General features: G+C 63.8%; 9 protein-coding genes and 1 pseudogene. 6 read left to right on the top strand and 4 right to left on the bottom strand.

Annotated features, from left to right (window positions below):
• The first annotated feature begins 16 nt into the window (after positions 1-16).
• The 3 genes from ABD151_RS00140 to ABD151_RS00130 all read left to right on the top strand — a co-directional run bounded on the left by ABD151_RS00140 (position 17) and on the right by ABD151_RS00130 (position 6,265).
• On the top strand, positions 17-1,945 hold the full coding sequence (locus ABD151_RS00140) for a hypothetical protein (RefSeq protein WP_343989892.1): 1,929 nt from the start codon (positions 17-19) through the stop codon (positions 1,943-1,945).
• Positions 1,946-2,117: 172 nt separating this feature from the next.
• Positions 2,118-5,549: a TM0106 family RecB-like putative nuclease gene (locus ABD151_RS00135; protein WP_343989889.1), complete on the top strand. Its 3,432-nt coding sequence runs from the start codon at positions 2,118-2,120 to the stop codon at positions 5,547-5,549.
• Positions 5,546-6,265 (top strand): hypothetical protein, encoded by a 720-nt coding sequence (locus ABD151_RS00130; RefSeq protein ID WP_343989886.1) that lies wholly within the window; start codon positions 5,546-5,548, stop codon positions 6,263-6,265. Before ABD151_RS00135 ends, ABD151_RS00130 begins: the two co-directional genes overlap by 4 nt.
• Positions 6,266-6,301: 36 nt before the next feature.
• Here ABD151_RS00130 and ABD151_RS00125 read toward each other — a convergent pair whose 3' ends face one another.
• The 3 genes from ABD151_RS00125 to ABD151_RS00115 form a co-directional block, all read right to left on the bottom strand.
• On the bottom strand, positions 6,302-6,487 hold the full coding sequence (locus tag ABD151_RS00125) for a hypothetical protein (RefSeq protein ID WP_343989883.1): 186 nt from the start codon (positions 6,485-6,487) through the stop codon (positions 6,302-6,304).
• A 151-nt stretch (positions 6,488-6,638) separates the two neighbouring features.
• Positions 6,639-7,076, bottom strand: a complete 438-nt coding sequence (locus ABD151_RS00120) for a 5' nucleotidase, NT5C type (protein WP_343989880.1) — start codon at positions 7,074-7,076, stop codon at positions 6,639-6,641.
• Positions 7,077-7,096: 20 nt separating this feature from the next.
• Positions 7,097-8,641 (bottom strand): ADP-ribosylglycohydrolase family protein, encoded by a 1,545-nt coding sequence (locus ABD151_RS00115; RefSeq protein ID WP_343989877.1) that lies wholly within the window; start codon positions 8,639-8,641, stop codon positions 7,097-7,099.
• A 178-nt stretch (positions 8,642-8,819) separates the two neighbouring features.
• Here ABD151_RS00115 and ABD151_RS00110 point away from each other — a divergent pair, with 178 nt between their 5' ends.
• Both ABD151_RS00110 and ABD151_RS00105 read left to right on the top strand, forming a co-directional pair.
• Complete coding sequence (locus tag ABD151_RS00110; protein WP_343989874.1) at positions 8,820-9,551, top strand: DUF4352 domain-containing protein; 732 nt, start codon at positions 8,820-8,822, stop codon at positions 9,549-9,551.
• A gap of 118 nt (positions 9,552-9,669) precedes the next feature.
• Positions 9,670-10,431 (top strand): hypothetical protein, encoded by a 762-nt coding sequence (locus ABD151_RS00105; RefSeq protein ID WP_343989871.1) that lies wholly within the window; start codon positions 9,670-9,672, stop codon positions 10,429-10,431.
• A 1,427-nt stretch (positions 10,432-11,858) separates the two neighbouring features.
• Here ABD151_RS00105 and ABD151_RS00100 read toward each other — a convergent pair.
• Entirely contained in the window at positions 11,859-17,153 is a 5,295-nt protein-coding gene (locus ABD151_RS00100; RefSeq protein ID WP_343989868.1) for an AAA domain-containing protein, read from the bottom strand.
• Positions 17,154-17,910: 757 nt separating this feature from the next.
• Between ABD151_RS00100 and ABD151_RS00095 the strand changes: the two are divergent.
• Positions 17,911-18,047 (top strand): annotated as a pseudogene (locus ABD151_RS00095) (IS3-like element IS987 family transposase); the annotation flags it as partial.

The raw sequence follows: 18,047 nt of genomic DNA, 5'->3' as shown, positions 1-18,047 counted from the left end.
GCACAGAGGAAAATCGGTGAAGAGACATCAGGTGACGGAGCCAGCCGCAGATGATGAGAGCGGGCTTCTCTACGCTGGCCAACCGGTGAAGTACCGCTACAAGACGGTCTCCGCCTCACGGAGACGGGCCGGTCGGGTGGTCGACAGGTGGCTGAACGACGGCTGGGAACTGCTGTCGCGCGCTGACCACGGCCGCCGCGTCGAGTTCGTTCTCCGTCGGCCAAGGCATGCGCGGCGCTGGCGCCGTCGGCTGGTTCGCGCTGGTCTGACGCTCTGCCTAGTTCTTCTCCTGCTCACGGTGATGACGCCGGTGCCAGTGCCCCAAGACCCGCTCGCCGCGACCCGTGCTGAAGCCGCACTGGCAGTTCAGCACTTGGGTGAGGGCGATGTCGTTGCGCTGGCTAGGTCGCTCGCCGCCAACCGCGACGATCTCGACTTCGCCTACTACTTCACCGTGGCGTCCACACCACGTGTTCTCGGTGACTTCGTGGCGGACGCGGGGGCGAGCCCCACGCCGATACTTGAGCCAGATGAGTACGAGGCCGTACTTGTTGACTTGGCCGGAACACTTGCGCTGGCTAGCTACGGCACTGCAGATCGGATGCTTCCACCGTCGTGGGCAGAGGACTTCATCGCAGCCACGACGGATCCTGGGTCGCTCTATCGCGAAGAGACGACTGCGTTGACAGTAGGCCGCAGTGCGCAGGATACGGCCAACAAGCAGAACCTGCTGCTACTGCTTTCTCGTGGCTACTGGTCGATGGACTTCCTGAAGCTGGTGACGCGGTCCTACTGGGAGTTCGACCTCAAGGACGGGGCCGAGGCATGGCCAGGCGTCACCGACGAGGGAAGGTATGCGCCAGCGCCGAACGGCGCCTACCTCACTGACGGAGTCGTCGCGCTGACCGCTGCCCTCACGGCCAACGGAGCCGCTAGCGATTGGGCCTTTACCGAGTTTCTTCCGGGCACAAAGAGGATTGACGGAACCGACTACGAGATCGGGTCATTCACCCACTATCTGCTGTTCGAACATGAGTTCCCTCAGGTTGATGGCGACAGCATCGGAATAACCACGGTGACGACTGCGCTTTCGTCGGCGATCGATGCAGGCGGCGGGCCGGATCTAGCCGGCGAGGCGGAACGAGGGCCGTTGCAGGACACACACGTCCTTGGCTCCCTGGCCAATGATGTCGAGGAAGCAGATAAGGACGAGTGCTCCTGGAACCCTCTCGACTATGACGTCTGCGTCAAGGAAGTAGTTGGACCAGTGGCGAGGTGGGTTCAGAAGTGGGGGCATCAAACGCTTCAAGCCCTTTCGCTGCTTAGCGCCGCACCCAATACGAATCTCAGGGCGGTTGGCATCGCCGCAGGAGGCGCCAACTCACTGTGGTACTTCCTCGAAGGCGACTATGAACTGGCGGGCGTTTCGCTAGCCGCTGTTGTGGCGGGCCTCGGTACCAGCGCTCTCCTCAAGCGCGCCGCAACGGGTCGTGCGCTTCCTGCCCCGGCGCTCCGAGGTGCTGCGCGGATCGCCCGTGACGACGAACTTGCTTCGGCTGGCGCGACGCGGACTCTGAAGTCGCCAAAGGCCGGCTATCCAAAAGAGAAGGAGGCCGAGAACTATCTAGCTGGTCAGACGCCCGGATCTGGCCCGAAGAGTGGACTGGACCCGGGCTGCACCAAGGTGTGTAGCGGGAAGCGCAATGTCGATGTCTTCGACGAGACGACTGCCCGTTGCTTAGAAGTCAAGCAGGGCGTCGGCATGACCAACTGGCGGCATGAGCAGAACGAGGTCGCGAAGGATGTGCGGCTTCGGGCTCGCAAGATCTGCAAGTTAGTTGAGTGGCACTTCTTCCCAGGGGCCGATGGCAAGGTAGGGCCGTACGGAAAGCTCCGGGAGCTCCTGCAAAAGGAACGTATTCCTTACGTGAGGCACATGCCTTGAGTTCGAGCACGGCGTGCGGTGTAGGGAGTGCAAGGGGTAGTCATGGCTCAAAAGTGTCGGCACCGCCTTGTAGCCTCGGTCGGAGCCTGATCGGGATCTGTTCGATCCGCCGTCCCATCCGGCTCGTTCTGACAGGCTGGTGGCGATTCGAACGGCACGAAGGAGAACGCCCGTGTTTCTCATTGACGGCAAGCTGCACTGGAGCGCTTCGGATCTCACCGCTGCGGCGGAGTGCGAGTACGCGATCCTGCGCACTTTGGACTACAAGCTTGGCTGGGCGAAGAAGAACGGCATCGGCGCCGACCCGCTCCTGGAGCACATCGCTCGGTTGGGCGACAAGCATGAGGCGCGAATCCTCAGCGAGATGCAGGGTGCGCATCAGGTAGCTCTCATCGACCATGTGACGCAGCCCTTCACCCGCGCCAAGATCGGAGACGCCCACCAAGCGACGCTCACGGCGTTCAAGGAAGGGCCAGATGTTGTCTACCAGCCCACGTTCTCCGATGGCGAGTTCTTCGGATACGCAGACTTCATCGAACGCGCCGACGACGGCTGGCGAGTATGCGACGCCAAGCTCGCACGCTCCGCCAAGCCCACGGCGCTGATCCAGCTCGGCGCCTACGCCGACCAGATCGCCCGATTGGGACTGCCGTTGTCGGCGACTGTCTCGCTCCTGCTGGGCAACGGCGAGCGGGCCGACTTCCGCACCGCGGATGTGCTGCCGGTGTTCGTGGAACGCAGAGCGCGGCTACGGGAACTGCTTGCCGAGCATCAAGCCAGCGGCGCCGGCGTCGGGTGGGGAGACGACAGGTACCTGGCGTGCGGACGCTGTGCCGAATGCGCCGCTGCAGCTGAGCCGTCCAACGATGTCATCGTCGTGGCGGGGCTTCGCATGGAACAGCGCCGCAAGCTGCGTGCCGCGGGCATCAACACGATCACCGACCTAGCAGACACCGCAACCAAGCCGGACGGCATGACCGCCGGCACATTCGAGAAGCTACGCGCCCAGGCTGCCCTGCAATGGACACAGATGCAGAACAGCGGCGCGGTCACGTACGAGCTCGTCCCGAGCGCCGCGAAGATGCTCAGCCTCCTTCCCGCGCCATCGCCCGGTGATCTCTTCTTCGACTTCGAAGGCGACCCCCTCTACGACGAGGGCGACCCCAGCCGCGTCGGGCTTGAATACCTGTGGGGTTTCCTCGACACCGACGCGAAGTACACGCGCACATGGGCACATTCATCGGCCGAGGAGCGGGACGCATTCGTCGCCTTCATCGACGACGTCGCAACACGACGTGCCGTGCACCCGGACATGCACATCTACCACTACGCGCCCTACGAGACGACCGCTCTCAAACGACTAGCGATGCGGTATCAGGTCCGCGAGAAAGAACTAGACGACCTTCTGCGTTCCGAGGTCTTCGTCGACCTGTACGCCACGGTCCGTGGTTCGGTGCGGGTCTCCCAACCGTCGTACAGCATCAAGAAGTTGGAGCCGCTCTACATGGGTGACCAGCTCCGCGACAGCGACGTTGCCGACGGTGCAGGATCGATCATTGCCTACCGAGAGTTTCGCGATCTTCGGACCGATGACCCCGCGGCCGCTGCCAAGCATCTCGACGCGCTGGCCGACTACAACGAGTACGACTGCCTCTCCACGTTGCGACTGCGCGACTGGCTCCTGGACCGTGCAACAGAGGCCGGTGTTCGTGACCTCATCGTCCCTCGGATCAAGGACGAGCAAGGAGAGGAGCTCTCCGATCAGGATCCACTGTTCGTGGACCTGATGGCGCGGTCCGGTCCGGCGCAGCGCCTCAACCGGAACCCGGAGGAACAGGCCTACGCGATGCTGGCCACCTCGCTCGACTATTACCGTCGGGAACGCAAGCAGTTCTGGTGGGAGCACTTCGAGCGTCTTGGGCACCCGATCGAGGACTGGGCGCAGGCTCGTGACGTGTTCATCGTCGAGTCGACCGAGGTGCTGCAGGACTGGGCGGTGCCCGAGGGCAAGGCAAGGAATGCGCGACGGATCGTGCGGCTGGTGGGGGACTGGGCCCCAGGCAGCAAGGTGAGTTCCCAAGCCCAAGTCGTCTACGGTACGCCCGCCCCGCCTCGTGCCTTCGGCTCAGAAGGCGCACCGTACGCCGCGGCGAGCATCGCGGACCTGGAGGCTGAGCCCGACGAACCTCGGGTGGTGGTGCTCACCGAGAGTCGCCCGCCGAGTGAGACGTTCGCGGACCTGCCGCTCGCCTTGGTCCCTGGAGTCCCGCCGCCGACGGCGAAGATCGAGGAGGCCATTGCCGAGGTGGCGGGGAAAGCAGTCGCTGCGTCGTCGCTTCCCGAGGACAGCGTTCTGGATCTCCTTTCCCTGCGACGCCCGCGTCTCGCAGGGGGAGCGGCCCTACCGGTCAGCGGCACGAACCTCGCCAACGTCGTCCGGGCACTGGTGGGGATGGACAACTCCTATGTCGCGATCCAAGGTCCGCCCGGCGCCGGAAAGACCTACACCGGTTCCCGGGTAGTTAAGGAGCTCGTCGAAAAGCACGGCTGGCGGATCGGCGTCGTCGCACAGTCCCATGCCGTCGTTGAGAACATGCTGGCCGCCGTCGTGAAGGCGGGCCTCGACCCTGCACTTGTCGGGAAGAGCAAGCCGGAGAGCAAAACCCCGTCCTGGACGCCGTTGACCAAGGTTCCGGCGTTTCTCGATGAGCACAAACGCACGGGGTGCGTGATCGGCGGGACCGTGTGGGACTTCGCCAACGCCAACACGGTGCCCCGCGACAGCCTCGACCTTCTTATCGTCGACGAAGCGGGTCAGTTCTCGCTCGCTCCGACCCTCGCCGCATCGGTGGCTGCTCGACGGCTTCTTCTGTTGGGTGACCCGCAACAGCTTCCGCAGGTGAGCCAAGGGACCCACGCCGAGCCGGTCGACGAGTCGGCACTCGGTTGGTTGACCGCCGGCCATGACACGATCCCCACAGAACTGGGCTACTTCCTCGACAAGTCCTACCGGATGCATCCCGAACTCTGCAGGAGAGTCTCGAGGCTCTCGTACGAAGACCGACTCACCTCGGCGTCTGAAGCGGCCGCACGGCATCTCGAGTCTGCCGCACCAGGCATGGACGTCGTCACAGTCCAGCACTCGGGGAACAGGGTGGAGTCCGCCGAGGAAGCGGCAGTTGTGGTCGAGCAGGTGCGTGCGTACGTCGGCTTGATGTGGCACGACCCCGAAGAAGGGCCCCCGCGGCCACTGACTGCCAACGACGTCTTGGTGGTGGCGCCGTACAACGCTCAGGTGGTCCTGATCCGGAAGTTGCTTGCTGAAGCCGGCCTCGCCGCGGTCCGCGTCGGGACGGTCGACAAGTTCCAGGGACAAGAGGCACCTGTCGTCATTGTTTCGATGGCGGCGTCGTCGCACGGTGATGTTCCGCGCGGCATGGGTTTCCTGCTGAGCCGCAACCGCATCAACGTTGCCGTGTCGAGGGCGCAGTGGCGAGCTGTTCTCGTCCGCTCTGACGCGCTCACCGCCTTCATGCCGACCAACGCGCAAGGTGTGTTGGAGCTGGGTGCCTTCATCGGACTCTGTGGAGCCTCGGAGGCATGACGATGGGGAGTTGGTACGAGCGACCTGTCGGGGAAACACTTACCCTGCGGCAGGCGCCACGCCTGGCAAGCTGGAACAGCGCGACACACCCGGACCAGATCAGGTTGAAGGAGTATCTGGACGACACAGCCGACCTTCTGGGCCCTGCGATGATGCGCAGCGGGCCGTGGGCGTTGTCCCTGGACGTCGGGTTACCCCGGGGCCGTGAACTGACCGCGATGGCAGACCTCGACAACTACGTGTACCCGCTGGCTTCGCGGCTGCTCAACGAGCGGTTGGTCTCGGTGTGGTGCACGAAGCGTCACTCGCGAACGTCGCAGGTAGCCATCGGACCGGCAGGAGTCGCCCAGGCACCTGCGAACACCTACGAGGTGCGAACGACGGCGTCTGCGCAGAGCGCGGAGTACAAGGAGCAAGTGCGTCGCGGACTAGCGAACGTAGGGGAGCTCCAAGCGGGCCCGGTCTGGCTGCACATCAGCTTCGTTGTCGGTCCCCAACGGAACTGGATGAACTTGTGGAAGCCGACCATCGACGCGCTCGACCCGTTGCTTGGGCGGACAACTGTCGACCGAGACTGGCACCCGAAAGATGGACGGATCACTGAACTCGCGCTGCACCTAGAGGTCGACCCGGTGATGGGCCACGACGTCGGCATCTCCATCGCGGCGGGCCAGGACAGGCCGACATTGAACGTTGAGCCGGAGGGGACATCCTGAGCTAACGCTGTGGCAGGTCCCGCGATGCTGAACTCTCTAGATGCGAGGCGGTGCCTCCGGGCTCGGTTTCTCGGCTGATCCCTCCAAGTCCTTCTCGGCCTCACCTGCGTCGGTAAGGGGTTCATCCTTCGGGCTGTTGTCGACCGTTTGCTGCTGACTGGCCTGGAAACGGTCAATGACCTCCTGCGGAAGGCCATTCATCAAGCGTGATTCGTACTTCACCAGCATCTCCTCCGTTCGTATCTTGCACGGTATCTAGGTGCGAGGTCCGGGCAGCCGCGCCCTCAGATCACTTCGTCGAGGCGCGTGGGCGTAGGTAGTCTGAACCGCACTGGGTCGGGTCTGCTGGAGACTCCAACCAACCCAGTGCGGTTCAGTCGAGCACCGCAGCCCAGTCGGGGAAGTCCAGGCCCCCGAAGTGGAGCGTGGTGGCTCCGATGTTGGTTTCGGCGAACCGCGCTGCCCCGTTTCGGTGCGGGCGGTCGTCGATCAGGAAGTCGCCCCGGTTGAGGTGCTTGTGGTGCGACAGGATGACCCGCTTCCACAAAGGGCTGTCCTTGTCCGCGCCGAAGTGGCATTGGATCCACTCGATCTTCTGGCTGGCGCCCGAGGTGTTCGCCCAAGGAACGGTGGACAACACGTAGGTGTCGAACAACGTGGTGAGTTCGGCGACGGCCTCGATGGCGCCGGGAATCGGGTCCATCAGGGAGAACATGCCAGGGATCTGATCTTCCTGGCCGCGGTAGCGATCAAGGACGCCGGGATCCAGGTAGCCGAAGGCGGAGTCGAAGTCGCAGATCACGCCGTCCATGTCGATGTAGAGAGTCTTCTTCATGCTTCGTCCTCGCCTTGTAACCGTCGGAGAGCGGCTTCGAACCCGCGGTTCGGATTGGCGGCGGGCAGCGCAGCCAGCACGGAGCGGCGTGCCTCGTCGAGCTGTACGCCAAGGCTCATCGCGTATGCGATGGCGACTGTAGGTGTCCGGGACTGGGCTGCCACGCAGTGCAGTAGCACCGTGTGGCCCTCGGCCCTGAGCGTGGTGATGGCAGCCGCCGCATCCCGCAAGGTGAAGTCGAGGTGCGGGTTCGACTCCGAGTCGGCGCGGTCGATGAGCCGGAAGGCTACGTGCTCGACGTCGGTTGGGACCTGTTCGCTTCCGAGCAGGCACAAGCTAACGATCGCCGAGACTTCTTCGGGTAATGCTTCGAGTGCGGCGGCATCGGCCAGGAGCACGCCCTCATCGAAGGGGTGGGGGACCGGATCGATCCCGATGTCGTACATCGAGTAGTCGATGAGGGGCACCGTCGGCCACCCGTAGACGCCGGGGCGCCGGTTGGCAGCAAGGTGGGCGAGGCCGACGAGTTGTTCGCCGCTCAGCCCGGGATAGCCGTGGCTGATACGCCGCCACTCGGCAGGAAAGGCTGATGCGCCCCACCGCGCGCCGAGCAACGCCCCGGCGATGGCGGCGGTGGTGTCGGTGTCGTCGCCGATCTCGATCACGCGGGTGAGTGCGTCCTCGAGATGGCGCCGCGGGTCGTCTGTGGGAATCGGCGTCTGATGGATCGCGGCCCACGCCGCTTGTAGCGCGGTGATCACCCATCCGTTGGGCGAGAAGGAGGACGGGTCAGCTGTCTCTGCCTTGTCGATCGTCTCGACCCAGAAGGTGCGAGAGTTGGCGTTGAGATGGCGGAGGCCGGAGCGCAGATTGAACTCGCCGTGCAAAATGGCGTGCCGGATCGCGTGTGACCAGAGAACGCAGGCCTCTTGTGCTTGGAGATCGTGGTGCGTCAGAGCGCTGATTGTCTTCGCTGCTTCGGTAAGGGCATCGGGTGCGTGGAGGTACGGCAACGCGACAGGCGCGGTCCTCATCAGCGAACCGTTGCCAGCGGTGTGACCAGTACGGGCGTGCAGGTCTCCTGCGATCGCTGCCATGGTGGCACCGGTGGGGTCTTTACCTGCCATGCGCAGGACGCTTCGGGTCTGGTTGCCGATGTCGGGCGGATGACTGTCGAACCAGGCGCGGAAGTTTCGCGCGATCTGATCGAGACCATCAGCTGATCGGAGGTCGATCTCGCTTGCCGCGACGTCGAGAATGCACCAGGCCATCGTGGTGTCGTCGGTCCATTCGCCTGGAGCGAAGCCACCGAGACCGCCCCCGATCATCGCCGGCCCTTGCGGCCCAACCGGAGCCGAGCCGAACTCGTAGCCGGCTCCGAGCGCATCACCGATAGCGGTGCCGAGGACCGCACCGCAGGCACGGTCCTGCTGCGCGGTGGTCAGACCCGTCGTGCCGCCCTGCCCATCGAACCAACCGCCGAGGTCGTGGGGTGTTTCGCTCTCAGCGGTGTGCAAGCGGTACTTGTTCACATCGTCCATGTGGAACCTCCTAGTCATCTAGAGCGGAGGCTACGAGTTCAGCCCGACAGAAAACCGAACACGAGGTCTCTGCCAGCCGCACTGGTCTAGTCCGAAAAGGCGGAAACCGGGTTTTGTGTCGGCAGCCATTCCTAGCGTCCTTCTCAATCCCTGTTGAGCAAGCTAAGAAGGAGCATCAATGGACAACCCGAACCCGGGGCAGCCGACCTGGCAGCAGCCGAACCTCGACCCCCGCGCGGCAGCCAAGGCAGCGAAGGCCTACGCCAAGGCACAGCGTCCCTGGTTCAAGAAGAAGCGGTTCATGATCCCGCTGGCTCTCGTTGTGCTGATCGGCATCGGCTCCGCGGCCGGCGGGAGCGACGACAAGGACGGCGGCCCCAAGGTCATCAACGAGGCCACTGAGGGATCGTCGACGTCGAAGCGTGCTGGTGCCGAGAACGCGGACACCGCGAAGAGCGAGCCCAAGGAGAAGCCGAAGGAGAAGGCCGCCCCTGGAACCAAGGAGAACCCGGTCCGGATCGGCAAGACCGTCGAGCTGGAAGGTACGCGCTACACAGTGACGGCGGCGAAGAAGGCTGCTCGCGTGGGAGATCAGTACTTCGGTGAGGACGCCGACGGTGTCTTCATCATCGTCGACCTGACCATCATGAACACCAAGAACGAAACTAAGACGTTCATGGACGCGGCAGCGAAGTTCGTCGCCAAGGACGACACTTCTTACGAGACGGACTCCGACGCGTCGATCATGATGGCCGACACCAGCCTGATGCTCACCGAGATGCATCCTGACCTGCCGACCAAGGGCCAGCTCGTCTTCGACGTACCGCCGGGCAAGGTCAAGGGCGCTGTGTTGGAGGTCAGTGACCTCTTCGGCGGCGGCGAGGCCTACATCGCGCTCGGACTCGCCTGACGCCAGGTGCTTCTGTGCTCTGCCTGGCCACCCACCCGGGTGGCCAGGCAGGCGCTGGCGATCCGCGCTGCCCCGCATAGCGCAGCGCGGCCAAGGACATGGAGACGAGGAGAATCAGATGTCCCAACCCACGGACCCCGGTCAAGCACCCGAGGACCAGCCTGTCGAGTCGGGCGACGCAACGCTCTACATCCCCAACACCACCTGGCCCGAGCCGCCTGGCCCGACTTCAGGCGTCGCTCCGCGCTTCGACCCGATGACCGGCACTCAGTTGGATCACCGGGTTGGCACGCAGGCGCCCGTCTTCGACCCGATGACGGGCAAGAGGCTCATCAAGAGAAAACGTAGACCGGCCGTAATCGCGCTCATCGCGTTCGCGGTCGTTGCCCTCGTGGCTGGCGTGATCGCCCTCGCCGTCATCCAGGTCAGCGAGAGCGAGGCCGACGACAAGCGGGAAGCTCGGGCCGCACGTGAACGTGCCTGCGTCACAGAGCTCCAGCCGGTCTATGACGCACTGCTGGCCATAGACGGGCGGATGTCGACCGGCGCAAACATCGAAGCGTTTTCGGGGCTGGTCGGTGCTGCATCCACTGCAGTCCGCCAGATCGATACCAGCATCATCGACGAACAGCAGTGCGCCATGCACGACAACCTGTCGACACTTGTCACCCAGTACGGACTCATCCTGCAAGGCTGGAACGACTGCCTCTTCGAGTACGACTACTGCGACCCCGACACCAGTATCGACGTCAGTTCAGCGTTGTCCTTGGTCTCGCTTGCCTTCGAGATGATCGAGGGAGATGAGCTTGGCACAGACAAAGCCCCGGAACCGCTTGACGTGAGTGAAGATGCCGTGGCGGGGCTGGTGGCGTATCTCTAGGAAGTTGCTTCTCCGCCGCCGGATTCGGCGCATCCCAAGATTCTCGGCGGGTACTGTGACCGCGCGTCGGCACCGGCGGAATCGGCTGATTGGGTCAGCCCGCCGCTCCCTCGACGACCTCCTACCCGTCTGGGAGCGGGCCTTCAATAAGCTCGCCACGAGACACTCGGCAACTCCGGATTATCGGGATGGATAGTGTTTCCGACACGCCGGCATGGTTCAACCAGTACAGCCAGCCAGGGCTGAAGAAAGGAGCCTGACGAGGTGACCAAATTTGAGGACTCGCGCTTGTTGGCGCTCAATGCCGAGTCTGGCTTTCTTGACAATGGGATGCGTGCTGCCCTTCTAGGTGCCCTTGAAGATGACGAGCGAGCATGTGCCAGCTATTCCGTTAGTGCGCACATTTGGGTTGAGGCGGTCCTGACTGATCGGGCGTTGCTGTTTGTCAAGGGTGCAGTGCGAGCTAGGGCGGTGCGCGTGCCGCTTCCTGTTGATGTGGTTCGCGAGCCGTCCGGGAGCAAGTCGGGGGCGCGGGTGCGGACTCCCTTTGGGGAGAAGACACTCTGGGGGTCGAAACTTGATCCGAATATGACAATGCTGCTCGGGCTGCGGGGCCCAGCGCCCGATATGGAGAAGCCGCGAGGGAATCCCGGCGCAGCCCAGGCACCTTGCATCGCTGATCCCCGTCCCGTCATTTCGAGCTCTGGTCCCAACCTGGTTGAGAGCGGGGGTACGGAGGATCGGCGCAGACTGAGCTGGCGGGAACGGCTCAGCAGAAGGTGGCGGGCGGGAAGGAAACCCCGGAAGCCCCGTTTGCAGAAGGCGCAGCCCGAGTCGGTCGGCCAGGCGCCGAACCCAACGATCTGGGACGTCGCATACGACTGCATTAAGTGTGGCCGCCCGTTGACCAATCCGGACAGCCAACGGCATCGTGTTGGCACTGAGTGCATCCAGCGCTATGGGTCGCAGGCACGCATGATCAGAAATCCCGCGTACAGCGCATGGGAAAACGACAAGGCGCGCGCTGAGATTGACCGAATCGCGCGACAGGTCGAGCTTGATTCGGCATATTCGAAAGAGTTGGCCACGTATGACGCTGCGTTGGCTGTGTGGAACGCAGCTCGTGAAGACCGAGCGTGAAATGCCCGGTGAGGCACGACGGGTAGAAGCTACGATCCACCACTCATGCCTCTGACTGAGATCGGTGCGGTTCAGCCGATCATCGGTTCGGGGACTCCTTCGATAGCACGCTCGCCGAAACCGCAATCGGCCCGAAAACGAAGCGCGGCTGGTCATCCTTTTCTGGGAACGGCCAGGCAACGGCAACTTCGCTGCGAACCCGCCTCGCGCCGGCAAGAGCCGCCGCCCCTCTTCAGCGGGAAGCACAGCGGCTTTCGAAGAAGACAGACGCACGGTTGACCGCGCACTCAGCGATTCAGGCTGTCCGCCCGCTCCAAGGTTTCCTCAACATTGGGCGTGAGCTTGGTCAGTCCGAGCTCGTTGAGCACTGCGCGATAGATGGCACGCGGCTCAGACGAGTTGCCCAGCTTTTGCCGGTAGCTCGCAATGCGTTGCGCCAACTCGGCTGGGGGTACGTCGTGAACGCTGCGGCCTCCCAACGGCCGGACACGAACGGCAGGTTGATCCGGGAGGCGGTAGGTCCGGGGCTTGACCCCGGCCTCACCGAGAGGGTTCTCCTCAACAAGCTGTCCCCGGCGGACGGCAGTCGCGATCGCGCTGTTGAGTACGCGTGCGATCTTGCTTCCGACCTTCTGACCGCCGTGCGCCCTCACATAGGTGGAATGTAGCCACGCACCCCGGACCGGGCCCTCCACTGCCACGACCTCGACCAAGGAATTGATGATCTCCACGACCGACGCGCCGTCGGTCATTACTGTTGTGCCGCGGTATCCCTCATAACGCAACTCCACCACGTCGGACACCGTGCCCTCGGGATTGCTGTTTGCCGCAACACCCCGCTGCTCAAACAGGCCACCGCCCGCGTACGGGCCTCCCGCTGCAGGGCTTTGCCCGGCAGGAGGATGTACGTCGAGGGTTGGTGACGGCACTGCGGAGCTGGAGCGTGACTCGAGTCGCAAAGTGTCGCTGCGGGCGCTCGCTACATGGTTTCGGCCAACGGCGAGGTGTTCCGCCCATGCGCTCTTTTCGCTCACGTCCTCCGACCATTCGCCTGCGTCGTAGAGGTCGTCCAAGTCAGCCTCCGTTTCGGCGGCGTACGTGGTGACACTCGGGGCCAATAATTTCGCCGCCGGGACAGTGCCAGGACCCACCCGCTCTGTGGTCAGTTCCTCAAGCAGCGGCCAAAGGCCAGCCAACGCTGCGTCAGGGTCGAGGTAGTAGTCCGACTCGCGGATCCGGAAAAAGGTCCATCCACACCGTTCCAGGTCGCGCTGGCGTGCCAGATCTCGGTAGTAGGCGTCGGGGCCGTGCCAATGGTCGCCGTCGCACTCAATGGCGAGGTTGCCGTTGACGCCGACGACCACGAGGTCGATGCGGTACCCCTGGTCCGGGTACTGGGCGATGACGGAGTAACCGCGTCCGTGAACCCGGTTGAAGACCCGCTGCTCGAAGAGTGAGTCGAACGGCTCGACGCGGACATCGTCAGGCACCGCGGACTGCAGGATCCGGTCATCCGGGCTGCTGGCCCTGGCCTCGACGTTGGTGACGTAGTCCAAGAGCGCGTGGCGCATGTCCTCGGGGTTCCCCAGATCGCTGAGAAGCAGGCTGTGGAACAACCACATCTGGTCCTTGGCGCGAGAGACCGCAACGTTGTAGCGCTGGACGTACATCTCCATGGTCAGGGAGCCGACCCTCTTGCCCGATTCGGCTGTCTTGACCATCGACAAGAACATGACGTCACGCTCAGAGCCTTGGAAGTCGGCCGCGTCGCCGCACCGCAGTTGTCGCGCAGCCCAGTCCTCAGGGTTAACGGCCAGCATCAAGCGAGTCTCGATCGCCTTGGCCTGTTCCTTACCCATCAAGGAGATGACTCCGAACGTCTTGCCCTCGTAGGCAGGGTCGTGCAGGCACGCGATCAACTGAGCCACGAGAGCGTCGGCCTCAGCCGGGTTGATCCTGCCCTTCTCGTAGCCCTCGGGAACGTGGACGCTGCGGATCGGGGTCAATGCGCCGGCGGTGCGTTGACGCACCGGCAGCAAGCGAATGTTCTCGGGCTCGTAGGCGACCTTGTTGGAGAAACCGATGATCTCCGGGACACAGCGGCGGTGCTCGATGAGGGTGATCTTGCCGCCGAAGCGCATGTCGGCCTCGTCGAAATAGCTGCGCTGGGGATCTTGCCAGGAGGCCTTGAATTTGTTGTTGCGCAAGTACTGATCTGCCAGATTCCGCAACTGCTGCTGGTCGACGCCGACTGCGGTAGGGGAGACCTGCTTGTCGTCACCGATGACCACGATCTTGGGGGCCAGATACTGCAGGAATGAGGCCTCCAAGCCCGCCTGCGATGCCTCGTCGACGACGATGACGTCGAACATGTTGCTTTCGATGCGGAACTGCTCAGCAATCCGGTAGATCGGCATGATCCACACTGGTACCGATGACCTGCACTCATCGAGCGCCTGCTTGATTTCTTGTCGTCGCTTTGTAGCGTACTTGCCGGTGCCCTTGCCGAGTCGCTTGACGAGTGACGAGTACTGGCTCAAGAATGCCTTGGCAGTACCTGTCATCCGCGTCTCATCGACAGCGTGGGACCACGCCCGAGCTGCAGCTAGTGCGGAGATCTCCTGGCGCAGCTGGTTCTCCAGCAGGTCCAGATGCCTGTGCAACGCGTTCGCGTCCAGCCGCTCCTGTTGCTGAGCCCAGGCTGAGGCTGCCGCCCACCGCCACGACGCATCCAGATGCGTGAGATGTTGGGGCCACTGGGGGGCGTGGGGGTCCGCCGTCACGGCGGCAGCCAGCGCCGGCGCCGCGGCCTCAAGGCGGGTCCCGATCTCGTCGCGACGCTGAATGCGGGCGCGGACGTCGTGCAGGTGCGTCAACCGGGCGTGAGCGCTCGCGTAGGCGTTGCGGTCGCGAGCCGCGACCGCGTCACGCATCGCGGCGGTAACAGGGGCCGCGTCCTCCCACTGACCTTCAGCCTCCAAGGTGCGCGACAACCCCTCCAAGGGACGGCGGAACTGGTCGAGCTCATCTGCGGTAGTGGCTGCGTCGACCAGGTCGGCGTACGCACTCACCGCCTCCAGGTCGGCCCAGTTGGGTGCGCTCAGGCCGTGCTGCTTGACCCAGCCCTCGGTTTCGGCGAGCTTCGCTGCGGTGGCTAGAACCGCGCCGAGCTGCTCCAGCTCGGTTTTATGCCATTGCAGACGCTCACCGAGGGTGTCCTCAGCAGGAATCTCCACGTTCGCCGGCCAAGCCTGATCCAACGCATCCAGGATGCGGGTGGCGTGAACGTGATTCAAGAACGCGCGCACATTCTGCGGTGTCGTAGCCACGATCTGGTTGACGCGAACACTGTCGAAGAACGCCTGGGACTGCTTGACGACCTTCGCGGTCCTGAAGCCGACCTTCGGCGTTCCGTCGGGCTGCGTCCTGATCTCTCCACCGCCGTCGAGATAGGCCAGCAACGCCTCAGCGATCAGCACGAGCGTTCCGAAGTCACCGCCGGCAACCTCGACGCGGTTGAGGGGACCCAGCTCGCTGACATGAGGGTGGGCTTGCGTTACAAGCTGGCGAACCTGCTCAGCGCGGGCCCGCCACGAACTGCCGCGACCGGTCCGAACGTCACGAAAGGCGTCCGCGACCCACCCTTCGCTACGGTCCTCGACCTCACCCAACAGCTTGGCCAAGTCGCTGGTGCGGCTGTGCAGGGCTTCCCGAATCGCGGGATCGAGCTCCGCCACCACGGCGTACAGCGGGTGCTCGCGCACCGCCTCATGCGCCTGTGAGTGTACCGAGGCGTCCCCTTCCCTGGCTGCGAGGCCAGCGAAGTGCTCGACACTCGGGACCTGCTCAAGTGCGGGGAAACGTCGCTGAGCCTCAGCGCCGTCTGCGGCCACGTCCGCATCGCTCAACAGCGCAAGCCACTGGATGGCCTCTGTGTCGGTAAGAGGCACCGCGTCCTGAGGCGCGACGTCGACGTACTCAACGACCCAGCCGTGCACATCGCGGGTCTCTGCGATCTGCCGTGCGATCGCAGCCACGGAACCCTGGTAGGCGCCGAAGGACGTCGGTGTCGTGACGGCCTCGCGTGATTGGCGTAACCGGGTGTAGGTGTCTGCGCGTTCACGTCGCAGCCGGTCAATCACTGCCAGGTGGCGGGCGATCTCTTCGCTCGAAGTCTTCGAATCGTGCTCGTTGCTCATGCGTGTGATCGTGTCTACGGCGACGCGGAGATCCGCCATCTCAGTTTGTGAACTGCCCACGACCGCCACGCTGAGGGGCCGGATCTCCTCGGGGAGCTTGTCGCGGACCTCATGCAACGCCCGGTCAGTGTGTGCGGTGACCAGGACTCGCTTGCCTTGAGCCAGCAGGTGAGAGAGCAACGCTGCCGCGGTGTGAGTCTTGCCGGTTCCTGGCGGACCCTGCACAACCACTTGGGCTTTGTGGTCGACAGCGGTGATCACTTGCAGTTGCCGCTCGTTGACCGGCAACGGCAAGAAGATCTCGTTGTCGATCTCCACGATGCCACCAGGCGTCTCATCCGGGATGCTGGTCGGCAGGTGGTCCGGATCCACCAGCGGGAGAAGTCCAGGAGGAACTTCACCCATCGACTCGAGTTGTTCACCGATCGTTTGGAAGATCTCCAGCAGCCCGCGCTGAGAACGGCGGCGCAGCACGAGGGCAGGGGAGAAGGTGGAGCGCAACTCCGACGTTGGCTTGGCGGAGCGCCTCTCATCCAGGTATGCACCGTTGCTGTCGAGGGCGTGAGCAAACCTCACTACCTCAGCCTTTATGCCGGCGTGATCAAGAGGGTGTCCCTCGTACGCAAGGGTGGCCGTGCGAAGTTCGCTTACCTGAGCGGTCACCAGGGCCGGGTCGAGCATGTCCAGCTCGACCGACAGCGCTCGCGACCCCGTGTCGTGGAGCGCGGTGAGCCGTCCGGTCGTCTCGTCGAACTCCAATGTGACCGGGAACGTCAGCAGATGACGCTCCACCTGATCGTGGTGAGCCGGAACCCAGTCGATGACGCCCACCCCGAGGACCAGTTCGCTGGCCTCACCGTGGGAGATGACCGTCTGGTACGCGGAGAATAGGTCGGCGTACAGGTCGCGAACCGGCCGATCGGCCTTCTCCTGCTCCGCCCACTCACGCCATTGCGTCAGGTACCTCGCACCCTCACTGCGCAGTTCGGGTTCATCCTCGAGGAAGACCGACTTCGCTGGCCCTTCAACGCTAACCCGAGGAACAAGATGAGGGACCCGCGAAGCATCCACCCACTCGCGCAGGCGCGGCTCGGCGTTGGCGTCGTCGAGGTTCCAACCCATCCACTGCGCCAGCTCATCAGATGGCTTCGGTGCAGGCCGCGACGCAATCCGGTCGATAGTGAGGATCGGTGCGTCCTCGGCCGGAGGCTGCTCATCGAGGGCACTGGCAATGGCCGGGTGAGCTGGGAACTCGTCCAGCCACCAGGTCTCGTCGTACTGTCGGTAGCTGCGAACCGGAGCCTCGCGGATCCGCTGCACCTCGGCAAGGAACGCGAAGAGATTCTTCGCTTCTGCCAGCGTGTCGGCCTGCTCTACCGTCACAGACCAGATCCATTCTCAAAGCGCCCGCACATGGCAGCAGCCTAGTGAACACGCCGACACAATGTTGTGGATGTCGCCCACTGGATCGGATCGAACCCAGGTGCAGGGCCCAAACCCACTTGTCTAGACAGTCTGGTGTCCGCCGCATACGACTGGGCTGCTGACCAGGCGCGAGGTTGAAGGTGGCGCCTGATGCACGATCAGGAGTCACCTATGGGTGAACCACCCGTTTGCTGCGGAGCAGTTCCGTTCGTTGGAGCCCGGAAAGGCGGGGTCATGATGTCCGCTGACCGGTTGTGGCCCGATTCGAGTGATGTGGGTCGGCGGGCGTCGAACATGGGCAAGCATCTCTTCGCTGTGGGGATGCTGCGCATGGTCATCCGAACAAGATTTGCGGAGCTTCAGCCCTTGGGTGCATGCCCGCCGCGGAAGGCGGTAGGGCACTTGTCGATCTCTAGACCGATGCAGCGGCCCTTGCTGATCGTGCGGGCGACAGAATCACTGATGACCAAGTCGTGGGCGCGACGGGTGCGCCAGTAGCTATGCGGCTAGGTGATCGACTACCGGGTAGAGCCTTTGGTGGGGTCGGTCTTCCAAGCACCTTCGCAGCCTGGTGGACGATGTGGAGTTCGGTCCCGCGCTCCTTGAGCCGGCGACGTGCCGATCGAAGTTCCGCCGACTCGGCAGTGGAGACCCCAGCGAGCTCACACTGGTCGATAGGGTCTTGCCGCATCCACTTCGACAACGTGACCGGGTGGATGTCGAGATCGCGACCGCCGAGTGGGTAGATTGGTTCGACTTCCGACGCCTGTTCGAGTATCGCGACGACCTCACGCAGTTCGAGGCCGAGGCCGCTCACTACGCTCACCGCCAGACCCCAGCGCCCGCTGAGTC

Origin of the sequence: Nocardioides dubius (assembly GCF_039528155.1) — a bacterium.
GTDB classification, from domain to species: Bacteria; Actinomycetota; Actinomycetes; order Propionibacteriales; family Nocardioidaceae; genus Nocardioides; species Nocardioides dubius.
This window is presented reverse-complemented; position numbering and strand designations above follow the sequence as displayed.

Excerpts from the sequence above, each read along its gene's own strand:
- ABD151_RS00130 (WP_343989886.1), top strand. The coding sequence starts at position 5,546 with ATGACGATGGGGAGTTGGTACGAGCGACCTGTCGGGGAAACACTTACC.
- ABD151_RS00120 (WP_343989880.1), bottom strand. The coding sequence starts at position 7,076 with ATGGACGGCGTGATCTGCGACTTCGACTCCGCCTTCGGCTACCTGGAT.
- ABD151_RS00115 (WP_343989877.1), bottom strand. The coding sequence starts at position 8,641 with ATGGACGATGTGAACAAGTACCGCTTGCACACCGCTGAGAGCGAAACA.
- ABD151_RS00110 (WP_343989874.1), top strand. The coding sequence starts at position 8,820 with ATGGACAACCCGAACCCGGGGCAGCCGACCTGGCAGCAGCCGAACCTC.
- ABD151_RS00105 (WP_343989871.1), top strand. The coding sequence starts at position 9,670 with ATGTCCCAACCCACGGACCCCGGTCAAGCACCCGAGGACCAGCCTGTC.